The following is a 14156-nucleotide window of genomic DNA, read 5'->3' as shown; positions in this document are numbered from 1 at the left end:
AGGTTCAAATCCTGTCCCCGCAACCAAATGGTCCCGTGGTGTAGTGGTTAACATGCCTGCCTGTCACGCAGGAGATCGCCGGTTCGACCCCGGTCGGGACCGCCATTTTAATAAGGCTCGGTAGCTCAGTCGGTAGAGCAGAGGACTGAAAATCCTCGTGTCGGCGGTTCGATTCCGTCCCGAGCCACCATTTTAATAAAATATGCCGGCTTAGCTCAATTGGTAGAGCAACTGACTTGTAATCAGTAGGTTGGGGGTTCAAGTCCTCTAGCCGGCACCATGTAAGTTTCGGAGGGGTAGCGAAGTGGCTAAACGCGGCGGACTGTAAATCCGCTCCTTTGGGTTCGGCAGTTCGAATCTGCCCCCCTCCACCATTTACATAGGGGCATAGTTTAAAGGTAGAACTGAGGTCTCCAAAACCTCCAGTGTGGGTTCGATTCCTACTGCCCCTGCCAAATATATAAACACAACATGGCGGTTGTGGCGAAGTGGTTAACGCACCGGATTGTGGCTCCGGCATTCGTGGGTTCAATTCCCATCAGTCGCCCCATTTTTATTTTTTAAAATTACAAATAAATTAATGGATACTTACATATAATTAAGTAAAACTTCGGTGGGCTATAGCCAAGCGGTAAGGCAACGGACTTTGACTCCGTCATGCGCTGGTTCGAATCCAGCTAGCCCAGCCATTTTTGCGGAAGTAGTTCAGTGGTAGAATACAACCTTGCCAAGGTTGGGGTCGCGGGTTCGAATCCCGTCTTCCGCTCCATTTTAACTTCATATGGCGGCATAGCCAAGTGGTAAGGCAGAGGTCTGCAAAACCTTTACCACCGGTTCAAATCCGGTTGCCGCCTTTATTTTATGCCGATGTGGCGGAATTGGCAGACGCGCACGACTCAAAATCGTGTTCCTTCGGGAGTGTCGGTTCGACCCCGACCATCGGTATCGGTGACTTAAAAAAACTCTAACAGAAATGTTAGAGTTTTTTTTGTTAAATTATGCTATGTGATTCTAAAATTCGTAATAAACTTAGGAATTCATGTATAATATAACTTGTCGAAAGAACAAAATGATAGTGATTTATATTATGTCTGTAATATGAATCAAAAATGAACTTTTTATATTTCTTTTAAAAATGTGTTGAATACACATTATATTTCATATTAATATTTTTATGTAGATTTAAAATGGGAAAGAGAGTGGAAAGTATGGGCCGTAAATGGAACAATATTAAAGAAAAAAAAGCATCAAAAGATGCAAATACAAGCCGTATATACGCGAAATTTGGACGTGAAATTTATGTGGCAGCAAAACAAGGCGAGCCAGATCCAGAATCAAACCAAACGCTAAGAGTCGTATTAGAGCGTGCGAAAACATACAACGTACCAAGAACAATTATTGACCGTGCGATTGAAAAGGCAAAAGGCGGTTCAGAAGAAAACTATGACGAGCTTCGTTATGAAGGATTTGGACCAAACGGATCTATGGTAATTGTAGATACCCTTACAAATAACGTAAACCGTACTGCAGCTGATGTACGAGCTGCATTTAGCAAAAACAGTGGTAACATGGGTGTAAACGGTTCTGTAGCTTACATGTTTGATGCGACAGCGGTTATCGGTCTTGAAGGTAAAACATCAGATGAAGTTCTTGAAATTTTAATGGAAGCGGATGTAGATGCACGTGACATTCTAGAAGAAGAAGATTCTGTCATCGTTTATGCTGAACCTGATCAGTTCCATTCTGTACAATCTGCACTTAAAAATGCTGGTGTTGAAGAATTTACAGTTGCAGAATTAACAATGCTTGCACAAAGTGATGTAGAACTCCCTGAAGATGCTCAAGTACAATTTGAAAAAATGGTTGATGCATTAGAAGATTTAGAAGATGTACAGCAAGTTTACCACAACGTAGACTTAGGGGAATAATAAAGTGAAACTTTAATCAGTGGGGGTTTTGTTCATCCCCCACTGATTATTAGTTGAACCAATCGGGCGTTTACGGGCAGTTGATCTCCCACCTAACTTCTTTGCTCCAGCGGAGTTTTGAGGTGGGAGTTTTACTGCCCATAAATAGCGGGATATAAGACAGAAGACCCTTTCCTTTAACGGACAGGGTCTTTTTTTATGGAGTTAATTAAGGTGATAAAGTATTAAAGGTATTTTGTAGCTGCTAGGGAATATGGTTATAGGTTTGTATTTTAAATAATCGTATTTCTAGGAGGTATTTCTGTGGAGCATAAAACACCAAAGCATATCGTTGCCGTAGCAGGTTATTTAACAAATGAAAAGAATGAGGTGCTTTTAACGAAAGTGCACTGGCGAGCTGATACGTGGGAAATGCCTGGAGGACAGGTAGAAGAAGGGGAAGCGCTCGATCAAGCTGTTTGCAGAGAAATAATGGAGGAAACAGGATTAACTGTGAAGCCTATCGGAGTTACAGGGATTTATTATAATGCTTCTATGCATATTGTAGCTGTTGTTTTTAAAGTAGCATATGTTAGTGGTGACATAAAAATTCAACCTGAAGAAATACAAGAGGCTAAATTTGTTGCTTTAAACGAAGAGAACATTGATGAGTATATAACGCGTCCTCATATGAAATCAAGGACACTTGATGCGATGAAAGCAATGCATTTCATTCCATACGAAACATGGGAAGTTCAGCCATATAATCTTATAGGAAGGTTGTAAAGTTTTGGTTAGTTATTTGAGGACAGCTCAAATTGCTAACCTTTTCTTTATGTATACTGTTTCAGAAAAAGGTCACAATAATAAAGTGTAGGCTAATAATTAGTGGGGGAAGCAGGACTACACCTAACTTCCTTACTTTAGCCAAGTTTTGAGGGAGAAGTCTTACTACCCACAAATAGCGAGATAATTCGAAAGCTAGTATTGATTTACGGAACGTTCGTTCTGTATAATAGTGATATATCGTATATAATTAGATTGCTAGATGTTTAAAAGTATAAATGTATAAACTGATATAATAAAAGAATAAAGTGAAATTAAGGAGAGTCCTACTTCCTATAAATAGTGTGATAAACAAATATATATTCAACATTTCATATGAATAGTAGATAAAAAGGGACTGTGATACAATACATTTTTACACCTTACAATGTTGTAAGGTAGGTGTAAGAGAAATCGATGGGATATTCTTTTACAACAAGGTATTCTTAAATTAAGAGTTATATGCTGTGTGGAAAAGAGGTGTTCGAGATGAAAGAACGAGTATTATCTAGAGTGAATTATCATCAAAAAGTTGCATTAAATCCATTAACTAAATTTCTTTATAAAGCCATTATATTATTATTATTGTTAAGTTTTGCATTATTATTCGTTGGAAATGTAATGATTGAGCGAAGTGATATTAGTAAATTACATGTACCCGCTAAGTTAGAGGTGCCAGAATCATTAACACACGCATTTATTGCGACGGAAGATAAAAGGTTTTATCATCATAACGGTTTAGACTATATAGCAATTATTCGAGCTTCTATTGAAAATATAAAAGCTGGTGGGGTTGTGCAAGGAGGAAGCACGATTACACAGCAGCTATCTAAAAATGCTTTTTTATCTAATGAACGTACATTTTCTCGTAAGTGGAAAGAAATTTTTTATACGAAAAAGATTGAACGTACATTCACAAAGGATGAGATTTTAAAATTATATGTGAGTAATATTTACTACGGAGAAGGAGCATGGGGAATTGAAAAAGCAGCAAACCTTTACTTCGGTAAAAAGGTGGATCAATTAACGTTGGCTGAAAGTGCAATGATGGCTGCTGTAGTAAAAGCACCGGCTTATTACTCACCTGCACAAAATTATGATAAAGCAGTTGAGAGACGGAATGTAGTTTTAAGGCTAATGGAGAAAGAAGGGTATATAAATCATGATGAATATGTGCAAGCAGTTAGTGAGAAATTAGTAATTCGTCATGATATAAAAACAGAGCAATCCATGTTAAAAAATGCCCGTGAAAAAGCAGTAAGTTAAAAGAGGTTCCTAAATAGGAGCTTCTTTTTTTGGATAATTTGTGACAAAAGACGACACAATATTGTCACAAATGTTGTATTTTTGTAATTTATGTGAGCGTGTTCATTGCGTGACCTATGTAAGTATTGATATTATGTGTATTGTGTACAATGATGTATACAGAATATGAAATTAAAGAGGAATGTATATGAAATCATCAAACAAACTCATGGCTCTTGGTATAGTTTTTTCTATCGCAGTATTGATTGTAATCGGGACGATTGTGTATAGCATCATAAATGACAAGAAAGATAAAGGGAATGAGATGTTTGCTTATTCTACGCAACAATCTTTAGGGAAAGATGATGCTCCAGTTAAGGTAGTTGAATTTGGAGACTTTAAATGTCCAGCTTGTCGTACTTGGGATGTAACAGTATTACCACGATTAAAAGAAGAGTATATTGATAAAGGTGAAGTGCAGTTATATTTTATTAACTTCCCGTTTATCGGAAAAGACTCTGATTTAGGTGCAGCTGCTGGTGAAGCAATTTATAAACAAGATCAAGATTCATTCTGGATTTTCTATGATGAGATTTATCAAAATCAAAAGAAAGATACGGAAGAATGGATTACAGAAGAATTACTTCTTAATATTGTGAAAGAAAAGCTTCCAAAAATTAATGTAGAACAGTTTAAAAAAGATTTACACAGTAAAGAAATGAAAGACAAAGTACGTAAAGATTCAGATCGTGCTCAAAAATTAAAAGTTCAAGGTGCTCCTTCAGTATATATAAATGGGAATCTTGCAAACCCTGATTTCGATAGTATGAAGAAGGCGATTGATAAAGAATTGAAAAAGTGATGAGGTATCTCATCACTTTTTCGACTTTTTTCGATAAATTTCTTGCTTCGATTTTTTTTACATGCTATACTACTTTACATAAGTTATTTCAATATCTAATATTTATTTCATATTTGCGGGTGTAGTTTAGTGGTAAAACAAGAGCCTTCCAAGCTCTGGTCGAGAGTTCGATTCTCTTCACCCGCTCCAAATTTTATTTAATGTTTTTCTAATAAATTGTGATCAACGCAGTGTTTCGTTTCTAAGATAAACGAAGCATTGCGTTTTTTAATGTTTGAAAATCATAATTGTATGCGAAAATAGAAGTGAAGAATATTATTCCAAAAGTGAATTGATAACCAATATAGTCGTTACATAAGGGATGGATTCATCGGAGGAGGCGATTGAAAATGGACTTTGAACAATTAAAGCAAGATGTAATTGCGTATAGTAAAACGATTGGTATAGATAAAATAGGTTTTGCCAGTGCTTCACCATTTGAGGAATTAAAGCAGCGTCTAATCCAGCAACAACAATTGAATTATCAGTCTGGATTCGAAGAGCCTGATATAGAGAAGAGAACGAATCCACAGCTATTGTTACCTGGTGCGAAATCAATTATTGCGATTGCTTTAGCATATCCTTCAAAATTAAAAAATGCACCATTAAGTAAACGAGGAGAACGTCGTGGGATTTTTTGCCGTGCTTCTTGGGGCCAAGATTATCACCTTGTTTTACGAGATCGTTTGCAAAAGTTAGAGGCGTATTTAATCGAAAAGCTTCCGGATATAGAAGTGAAATCAATGGTTGATACAGGGGAGCTAAGTGATCGAGCTGTTTCAGAGCGTGCCGGTATTGGATGGAGCGGTAAGAACTGCGCTATTATTACGCCGGAATTTGGTTCGTATGTATACTTAGGCGAAATGATTACGAATATTCCATTCCCTCCTGATCGGCCAATAGAAGATCAATGTGGAAGTTGTACGAAATGTATTGATATTTGTCCTACAGGTGCTTTAGTACAAGGCGGCCAGTTGGACTCGAAGAAATGTATTGCATTTTTAACACAGACAAAAGGATTTTTGCCTGAAGAATATCGCGATAAAATAGGAAATCGTATATATGGATGTGATACGTGTCAGACTGTTTGTCCGAAAAATAAAGGAATGGATTTTCATAACCATCCTGAAATGGAGCCTGATCCTGAATTAGTTAAACCATTATTAACACCACTTTTAACAATTAGTAATCGTGATTTTAAAGGAAAATATGGGATTATGTCTGGTTCATGGAGAGGTAAAAAGCCATTGCAACGAAATGCTATTTTAGCACTTGCACATTTTAAAGAAACAGCAGCAATTCCTGATTTAATCGGTGTTATGAAAGATGATCCAAGACCAGTACTTCGGGGAACAGCAGCATGGGCACTTGGGAAAATTGGTGGAGATGGAGTAGGAGAAGCGATTGAAAAGGCGATGGAACGTGAGAAAGATGAAGAGGTTCTTCATGAAATGAATCGTGGACTTGAATTGTTAGCACAGAAAAAAGAGTAGATAATATCTCCCTTTTTCATATTGTAATATGGGAGGGAGACTGAATGGTTGTAAAAGTGAGTATTGAAAAGCAAGTGCAACAGTTTTTAGCATATATAACAGAGAAACGAACAGATGTAGATGGTATTGCAGTAGATTTGTTACAAATGGTACAGAGAAAGAAACAATTGTTTCAAAAGCGTAGTGCAGATATAGTGAAAGCAACTGCAGATATTTCTTTCATTAGACAATTAAATAGTAATGAGCATCAAGAAATTGATTATCAAATACACTTGAAATATTTAATTAAGCATAAAGAATTATTTTATATCGAAGAGGAACAATTAAAACGACGAGTTTGTTTAAAAAATAGTTGTATAATAGATGATTATGCTCTTGAAGTGTCAGAAGAAATAGGAGTAGGTGAAACGTTAGAACGGGAAGTCACGAAAGAAAAATACGGTTCATATCAATATAATCGTTTAGAGGCAGTGAAATATGCAGAGCGTTGGTGGGATGATCGCAATTCTGCATACCGTAATTTTCCTGATAATTGTACAAATTTTATTTCACAATGTCTGCACACTGGAGAAGTACCAATGAATGGACATCCTAATATTCGTAAAGGGTGGTGGCAAAGGGGAAACCAGTGGAGTTGGAGCTGGGCTGTAGCACACTCTTTTTATTGGTATTTGTCAGGTGCTACAGCTGGTCTTCGAGCAGAAGCAGTAGAAAAGCCAGAAGACCTTATTCTTGGCGATGTAATTGCGTATGATTTTGAGGATGATGGTAGGTGGAATCATACGACAATTGTAGTAGCAAAAGACGCAGATGGTATGCCGCTTGTAAATGCACATTCAGCGAATAGCCGCAGGCGTTATTGGAACTATGAAGACTCTAGTAAATATACACCACAAATGAAATATAAATTCTTTCATATTATTAATGGGTAGAGATTTTTCGTTCAAGTGGTATAATACGTAGTAGATAAAAAATAGAGGTGAATATCGCGTGGGAGTACATGTTGTTTTATATCAACCAGAAATTCCAGCAAATACAGGAAATATTGCACGTACTTGTGCAGCAACTGGAACAGAGTTACATTTGATTAGACCGCTTGGATTTTCAACGGATGACAAAATGTTAAAGCGTGCAGGACTAGATTATTGGCAGCACGTAAAAGTTACGTATTATGATTCAATCGAAGAATTTTATGAGAAAAATAAAGATGGTGAATTCTTCTATTTAACAAAGTATGGCGAGAAAGCTCATACAGCATTTAATTATAGCAAACGTGAGAAGGATTACTATTTCGTATTTGGAAGAGAAACAAATGGATTACCAGCTAATGTAATTGAAGAAAACTTCGATCATTGTTTACGTATTCCAATGACGGATAAAGTACGTTCATTAAATTTATCTAATACAGCAGCAATTTTAATTTATGAAGCGTTCCGTCAACAAAATTATCCAGGATTAGATTTAGAAATCGTTTATTAAAAGTCGCCATTTGGCGACTTTTTTATTTTTTTTAAAAATATGTAATCATACATTTTAAAAAAGGTACATATTCATATAGAATGAGATATATGAATAAAAATAGATAAGACGGGTTGAGATAAATATGAAAGAACAATATAATAATCAAAATACCTTTTTAAGTATGATAGATATGGATTTAGTAAGACAGGGACTGCTACATGCTATTCAAGATTTAGCGTTTATTGTGAAAGTTATTGATGATGAAACTTTTAAATATATTTATGTGAATAAAATAGGAATGGATCACGCCAGGCTAGGGAAAGAATGTTATGGAAAAACTTTTGCAGAAGTATTACCAGAAGATACGGCAAGGTTATTACAAGGACAATATGCAAAAGTAATGAGAGAAGCGAGAGCAATTACATTTTGTGATGTAATTAGTTTGCCAACTGGTGATATACATTATGAATCTTCACTTAATCCAGTATGCGATGTAAATGGAACATGTCAGTTTATTATTTGTATTACTAGAGATATTACAGCACAGGTTAAGAAAAAAGTGGAAATAGAAGAAAAACAAATGTTATTTAAGTCATTACTAGAATATAATAATGATTCCATTGTATCTGTAGATTCTATTGGAAGAATTATATATGCAAATCCAGCAACTTATGAAATTTTTGGGTATCGATATGAAGAGTTAAAGGACAAACTTATTTTTCAGTTTATAAATAAAGAGTATGAAAAAACTTTTCAAATTATATTTAAGAATGCTTTACAGGGAAAAGCAAAACAAATTGTTGCAAAGAAATATGTTCATAAAGAAGGATATGAACTTTATATTTCTGCGAGGACTATCCCCATTATTGTGAATAGTGAAATCGTCGGGGTGTACATTGTTACGAGGGATGTTACGAGGCAAGTATTAAATGAGATGAAAACAGAGTATTTGGCTTACTTCGATCAGTTAACGGGGTTAATGAATAGAATATCATGTACAAATAAACTAAATGAATTTTTAGATGATAATAAAGAATTTGCATTGGTTTTTATAGATTTGGATGAATTTCACCTTATTAATGATATATTTGGTCATAAAGAAGGGGATCAAGTATTAAAAAAAGTTACTGAATGCCTACGGGAACTAAAAATAGAAGATATGCATTTATTTAGAGAACATGATGATCAATTTGTTATGTTAATAGAAAATATAACGAAAGAATGCGTAGAGGAAGTTGCACAAACAATATTTAAAAAAATTAGTGAGCATTTTGTAATAGAAGAAGAGGATGTTTATTTGAGTGCATCAATTGGGATTATAATGGCCCCAGAAGATGGAATGGATGAAAAAATGCTTTTCCAAAGAGTCGACGCAGCTTTGGAAAAAGCAAAGGAAAAAGGAAAAGGATATTATCATTTTTATTGTAGTGGATTAGATTGTGAACGTGAACAAAGGTTTATAATGGAGAATCAGTTACATCGTGCTATAGAGAAAAATGAATTTTTCCTATATTATCAACCTCAAATTAATATTGAAACGGGAAAGATAGCCAGTATGGAAGCCCTAATAAGATGGGAGAATAAGGAGCTAGGTTTTGTCTCGCCAAATCAATTTATCCCACTTGCTGAAAGAACAGGATTTATTATTAAACTTGATGAATGGGTAGTACATCAAGTTTGTGAGCAAATACGTGAATGGTTAAATAAAGGATATGAAGTTGTACCAATTGCAGTCAATATTTCAGCTAGACATTTTCGTTCTATTACATTAATAGAGATGATTACACGCGCTTTAAATAAGTACGATGTCCCTCCTCATTTATTAGCAATAGAAGTTACAGAAGGGGCTCTTATACATAAAGATTTATCGAAAAGAGTGTTGTTGCAGTTAAAAGAACAAAATTTAAAGATTCATTTAGATGACTTTGGAACGGGATATTCATCTTTAAGTTATTTAAAAACATATCCGATTGATACGTTAAAAATTGATCGTTCTTTTATGGAAGGTATATATAAAGATGAAAGAGATACGAATATTACGGCTGCAATTATTCATTTAGCACATACTCTAGGGTTAAATGTAATTGCAGAAGGAGTAGAAAAGGCGGAACAAATACAGTTTTTAAAGGAAAAGAATGTAAAAATCGTACAAGGTTATTTTTATAATCGCCCTTTATCGATATACGATGTGGAAAATATTTATTTTAAATAGTGTATAAAAAACAAGAAAAAAAGTGATGTGCTGAAAAGCACATCACTTTTTTTGTGTACCTGGTTTATCGTTATAACCAGATGTGAAAATAGCTGTAAGAAATGTGAGTGATACACCTAAAATTAATAATAACTTCATACTAATTTCCTCCTTACTTTTTCGGTTTACGAATCCTATTTGTGAATCGAAATGTATGTAAGGTTCCTAGAAGAAAAGAATTTATTTACAATGAATAGCAGCGTGAAAACTTTAATACCTTTATTATACAGAATTTTCTTTGAATTTTGGAGAGAATTTTATAGCGCTATTATATATTTCGTTTTGATTTAAAGAATGTTTAAGGACATCCTAGCATACCTTTTATAATAATCCGATTGAACAAGGAGATGGGGGAGGAGCTATAATGGATATTCTAAAGAAAATTGAACAATATCGGGAAGCAGAAGAACGTTTACAATGGGAAGGTACGTTTGCGGAGTATTTGGAGCTTGTGAAAGAAAGACCATGGGTGGCTCAAACAGCACACTCTCGCATTTACAATATGATAAAAGATGCTGGAATTGAAGAAGTTGATGGTAGAAGAAAATATAACTTCTTTAGTAATCAGCTATTTGGATTAGAGGATGCTTTAGAACGCCTTGTGGAAGAATATTTTCATCCATCTGCAAAACGATTAGATGTTAGGAAACGTATTTTGTTATTAATGGGGCCTGTTAGTGGTGGGAAATCAACATTAGTTACGATGTTGAAACGAGGATTAGAAACATATTCACGAACAGATCGTGGAGCAATTTTTGCAATAAAAGGCTGCCCAATGCATGAAGATCCACTTCATTTAATTCCGCAGCATTTACGGAATGATTTCTTTGATGAGTATGGAGTAAGAATTGAAGGGAATTTATCACCATTAAATGTTATGCGTCTAGAGCAAGAATACGGGTCAAGAATTGAGGATGTAGTTGTAGAGCGTATTTTCTTCTCTGAAGATCGCCGTACAGGAATTGGTACATTTAGTCCTTCTGATCCAAAATCACAAGATATTGCCGATTTAACAGGTAGTCTAGACTTTTCTACAATTGCAGAATACGGTTCGGAATCAGATCCTCGTGCATATCGATTTGATGGAGAATTAAATAAGGCGAACCGCGGCATGATGGAATTCCAAGAGATGTTAAAATGTGATGAGAAATTTTTATGGCATTTACTATCGCTTACACAAGAAGGGAATTTTAAAGCAGGAAGATTTGCGCTTATTTCAGCGGATGAATTAATTGTAGCGCATACAAATGAAACAGAGTATCGTTCCTTCATAGCAAATAAGAAAAATGAAGCATTGCATTCACGAATTATTGTAATGCCGGTTCCATATAATTTACGGGTTAGTGAAGAAGAACATATTTATGAAAAAATGATTCGTGAAAGTGATGTGTCCAATGTTCATATTGCACCGCATACACTTCGCGTTGCAGCAATGTTCACTATTTTAACTCGTTTAAAAGACCCGAAGCGTCCAGATATTGATTTAATTAAAAAGATGCGTTTATATGATGGAGAAACGGTAGAAGGATATAATACGATTGATGTAGAGGAGCTGCAACGCGAATATCAAGATGAAGGTATGAAGGGGATTGACCCTCGTTATGTCATTAACCGAATTTCTTCTACAATTATTCGAAAAGAGGTACCATCTATTAATGCACTAGATGTACTGAGATCGTTAAAAGACGGATTAGATCAGCACCCGTCAATTAGTAGTGAAGACCGAGAGCGCTATATGAATTTCATCTCATTAGCGAGAAAAGAATACGATGAAATTGCTAAGAAAGAAGTACAAAAAGCGTTTGTTTATTCATACGAAGAATCAGCTAAGACACTTATGGATAATTACTTAGATAACGTCGAAGCGTACTGCAATAAGTCAAAATTACGTGATCCGTTAACGGGCGAAGAAATGAGCCCAGATGAAAAACTTATGCGTTCGATTGAAGAGCAAATTGGAATTTCAGAAAATGCTAAAAAGGCATTCCGTGAAGAAATTTTAATTCGCATTTCTGCCTATGCACGTAAAGGGAAACGCTTTGATTATAATTCACACGAACGTCTTCGTGAAGCGATTCAGAAAAAACTATTTGCTGATTTAAAAGATATAGTGAAAATTACAACATCAACGAAAACACCAGACGAAAATCAGCTTAAGAAAATCAATGATGTTGTTGCACGCTTAATTGATGAGCATGGCTATAATTCTTCATCTGCGAATGAATTGTTACGATATGTAGGTAGTTTGTTAAATCGATAGTTTGATAACAAAACGCTGTCTCTTATTCTTGGGACGGCGTTTTGTTATCTATTGATATTTGTGAAAAATGTCATAACTTGTCCGAATATAATAAATTAAGATGCGATTTTATGAATTTCTTGTCAATTATTTTTACAATATGCATATGATAGAGTAACCAACCATTCATACAAAAAAGCCAACACAATACAATATGTTGCAAAACGAAAATGTGTGCAACAATGCATTGTGTTTCTTTCTTATCAACGGCTGAATGTTTCTTTATATTATGTGAGTGGCAAAATTTTGTTTAAGATGCTCGGAGTATTGTATGAAAAACGCTATATATGTTTATGGGATGATTTTCGATGAACAGTTATTTTTCAAATATTCTAGTTACGCACACTAGAAAACAAAATTATAGATTGCTGTTCATAAGAGAAAACAAATACAGTAAGGAGGGAAAGGCATGGGCGAAGAAAATCAACCAAACTATACAATTTCACAGGAAAACTGGTCCCTCCATCGCAAAGGATATGACGACCAACAACGCCATCAAGAAAAAGTACAAGAGGCAATTAAAAATAATTTACCAGATCTTGTAACAGAAGAAAATATTGTTATGTCTAATGGTAGGGATGTTGTGAAAATACCGATTCGTTCTTTAGATGAATATAAGATTAGATACAATTATGATAAAAATAAACATGTTGGGCAAGGGAACGGTGACAGCAAAGTTGGTGATGTCGTTGCGAGAGATGGATCAGGTGGTCAAAAGCAGAAAGGACCAGGAAAAGGGCAAGGGGCAGGAGATGCAGCTGGAGAAGATTATTATGAAGCGGAAGTCTCAATTTTAGAATTGGAGCAAGCGTTTTTCAAAGAGTTAGAGTTGCCTAATTTAAAGAGAAAAGAACTGGATGAAAACCGGATTGAACACATTGAATTTAATGATATTAGAAAAACAGGATTATGGGGAAATATCGATAAGAAACGAACGATGATATCTGCATATAAACGAAATGCAATGCGTGGTAAAGCATCTTTCCATCCAATTCACCAAGAAGATTTAAAGTTCCGTACTTGGAATGAAGTGTTAAAGCCAGATTCAAAAGCTGTTGTATTAGCGATGATGGATACGAGTGGATCGATGGGAATATGGGAGAAGTATATGGCACGTAGCTTCTTTTTCTGGATGACAAGATTTTTACGCACAAAGTATGAAACCGTAGACATTGAGTTTATTGCTCACCATACGGAAGCGAAGGTCGTTACAGAAGAAGAGTTTTTCTCAAAAGGAGAAAGTGGCGGAACGATCTGTTCTTCCGTATACAAAAAAGCACTTGAGTTAATCGATAATAAATATTCACCAGACCGTTATAATATTTATCCATTCCATTTTTCAGACGGTGATAATTTAACTTCGGATAATGCTAGATGCGTAAAGCTTGTGGAAGAGTTGATGAAGAAGTGTAATATGTTTGGCTATGGGGAAGTGAATCAGTATAAACGTCCATCATCTACCCTCTTTTCTGTTTATAAAAACATTGAAGAGGAGAAGTTTAGGTATTATATATTGAAAAATAAGGAGGATGTGTTTAAATGCCTTAAAAAGTTCTTTAAGAAATAAATTCGAACATTAAAATATTAAGATTTAAGATATCCTAGGGTTAGAAATATATCAATGAATACACTGTGAATTTTTGAAGGAGAAATAAAAATTTATCGTTTGGGGAAGTTCATCTCATTTTTTTCGTTTAGGGGAACAAAATAAAATTTCTCTCAAATGAAAAGATAGGCTATTCTTTCTGTATATTTCTACAAAAAGAATAGCTCT

The 14156-nt window shown here is 35.0% G+C and carries 10 protein-coding genes and 11 tRNA genes; all 21 read left to right on the top strand.

Features of this window, described 5'->3' with window-relative positions; translation table 11 throughout:
• Window positions 1-29 precede the first annotated feature (29 nt).
• Window positions 30-105 (top strand) — tRNA-Asp (locus tag MR071_RS22285).
• A 9-nt stretch (window positions 106-114) separates the two neighbouring features.
• A tRNA-Phe gene (locus MR071_RS22280) sits at window positions 115-190 on the top strand.
• Window positions 191-204: 14 nt separating this feature from the next.
• Window positions 205-280: transfer RNA gene (locus tag MR071_RS22275), tRNA-Thr, on the top strand.
• 10 nt (window positions 281-290) lie between these two features.
• Window positions 291-374 (top strand) — tRNA-Tyr (locus tag MR071_RS22270).
• Between the two features lie 7 nt (window positions 375-381).
• Window positions 382-455 (top strand) — tRNA-Trp (locus MR071_RS22265).
• 19 nt (window positions 456-474) lie between these two features.
• Window positions 475-550, top strand: a tRNA-His gene (locus tag MR071_RS22260).
• A gap of 64 nt (window positions 551-614) precedes the next feature.
• Window positions 615-689 (top strand) — tRNA-Gln (locus MR071_RS22255).
• Window positions 690-694: 5 nt separating this feature from the next.
• A tRNA-Gly gene (locus tag MR071_RS22250) sits at window positions 695-769 on the top strand.
• 14 nt (window positions 770-783) lie between these two features.
• A tRNA-Cys gene (locus tag MR071_RS22245) sits at window positions 784-854 on the top strand.
• Window positions 855-863: 9 nt separating this feature from the next.
• Window positions 864-945 (top strand) — tRNA-Leu (locus MR071_RS22240).
• Window positions 946-1208: 263 nt separating this feature from the next.
• Window positions 1209-1928 (top strand): YebC/PmpR family DNA-binding transcriptional regulator, encoded by a 720-nt coding sequence (locus tag MR071_RS22235; protein ID WP_242238033.1) that lies wholly within the window; start codon window positions 1209-1211, stop codon window positions 1926-1928.
• 303 nt (window positions 1929-2231) lie between these two features.
• The gene (locus tag MR071_RS22230) at window positions 2232-2693 is read left to right on the top strand and encodes an NUDIX hydrolase (protein WP_105587908.1); all 462 of its coding nucleotides are present in this window, start codon (window positions 2232-2234) and stop codon (window positions 2691-2693) included.
• Window positions 2694-3221: 528 nt separating this feature from the next.
• Window positions 3222-3998: a transglycosylase domain-containing protein gene (locus tag MR071_RS22225; protein ID WP_002113878.1), complete on the top strand. Its 777-nt coding sequence runs from the start codon at window positions 3222-3224 to the stop codon at window positions 3996-3998.
• Window positions 3999-4185: 187 nt separating this feature from the next.
• On the top strand, window positions 4186-4839 hold the full coding sequence (locus tag MR071_RS22220) for a DsbA family protein (RefSeq protein WP_242238031.1): 654 nt from the start codon (window positions 4186-4188) through the stop codon (window positions 4837-4839).
• A 115-nt stretch (window positions 4840-4954) separates the two neighbouring features.
• Window positions 4955-5028: transfer RNA gene (locus tag MR071_RS22215), tRNA-Gly, on the top strand.
• 200 nt (window positions 5029-5228) lie between these two features.
• On the top strand, window positions 5229-6371 hold the full coding sequence (gene queG, locus MR071_RS22210; protein ID WP_105587910.1) for a tRNA epoxyqueuosine(34) reductase QueG: 1143 nt from the start codon (window positions 5229-5231) through the stop codon (window positions 6369-6371).
• Between the two features lie 44 nt (window positions 6372-6415).
• Entirely contained in the window at window positions 6416-7303 is an 888-nt protein-coding gene (locus tag MR071_RS22205) for an amidase domain-containing protein (protein WP_105587911.1), read from the top strand.
• A gap of 58 nt (window positions 7304-7361) precedes the next feature.
• Window positions 7362-7850 (top strand): tRNA (uridine(34)/cytosine(34)/5-carboxymethylaminomethyluridine(34)-2'-O)-methyltransferase TrmL, encoded by a 489-nt coding sequence (trmL, locus tag MR071_RS22200; protein WP_002029656.1) that lies wholly within the window; start codon window positions 7362-7364, stop codon window positions 7848-7850.
• Between the two features lie 124 nt (window positions 7851-7974).
• Window positions 7975-10044: a sensor domain-containing protein gene (locus MR071_RS22195; RefSeq protein WP_242238029.1), complete on the top strand. Its 2070-nt coding sequence runs from the start codon at window positions 7975-7977 to the stop codon at window positions 10042-10044.
• 403 nt (window positions 10045-10447) lie between these two features.
• Window positions 10448-12343, top strand: coding sequence for a PrkA family serine protein kinase (locus tag MR071_RS22190; RefSeq protein ID WP_002029658.1), 1896 nt, complete (start codon window positions 10448-10450; stop codon window positions 12341-12343).
• 448 nt (window positions 12344-12791) lie between these two features.
• Complete coding sequence (yhbH, locus tag MR071_RS22185) at window positions 12792-13949, top strand: sporulation protein YhbH (RefSeq protein ID WP_105587916.1); 1158 nt, start codon at window positions 12792-12794, stop codon at window positions 13947-13949.
• Window positions 13950-14156 lie beyond the last annotated feature (207 nt).

It is taken from the genome of Bacillus cereus group sp. BfR-BA-01316 (genome assembly GCF_022664195.1).
GTDB lineage: Bacteria > Bacillota > Bacilli > Bacillales > Bacillaceae_G > Bacillus_A.
The sequence above is the reverse complement of the archived record's forward strand: the minus strand, read 5'-3'. Positions and strand labels throughout refer to the sequence as shown.

Coding starts and splice junctions, on each gene's coding strand:
- MR071_RS22235 (WP_242238033.1), top strand. CDS start 1,209: ATGGGCCGTAAATGGAACAATATTAAAGAAAAAAAAGCATCAAAAGAT.
- MR071_RS22225 (WP_002113878.1), top strand. CDS start 3,222: ATGAAAGAACGAGTATTATCTAGAGTGAATTATCATCAAAAAGTTGCA.
- MR071_RS22220 (WP_242238031.1), top strand. CDS start 4,186: ATGAAATCATCAAACAAACTCATGGCTCTTGGTATAGTTTTTTCTATC.
- queG (WP_105587910.1), top strand. CDS start 5,229: ATGGACTTTGAACAATTAAAGCAAGATGTAATTGCGTATAGTAAAACG.
- MR071_RS22205 (WP_105587911.1), top strand. CDS start 6,416: ATGGTTGTAAAAGTGAGTATTGAAAAGCAAGTGCAACAGTTTTTAGCA.
- MR071_RS22195 (WP_242238029.1), top strand. CDS start 7,975: ATGAAAGAACAATATAATAATCAAAATACCTTTTTAAGTATGATAGAT.
- MR071_RS22190 (WP_002029658.1), top strand. CDS start 10,448: ATGGATATTCTAAAGAAAATTGAACAATATCGGGAAGCAGAAGAACGT.
- yhbH (WP_105587916.1), top strand. CDS start 12,792: ATGGGCGAAGAAAATCAACCAAACTATACAATTTCACAGGAAAACTGG.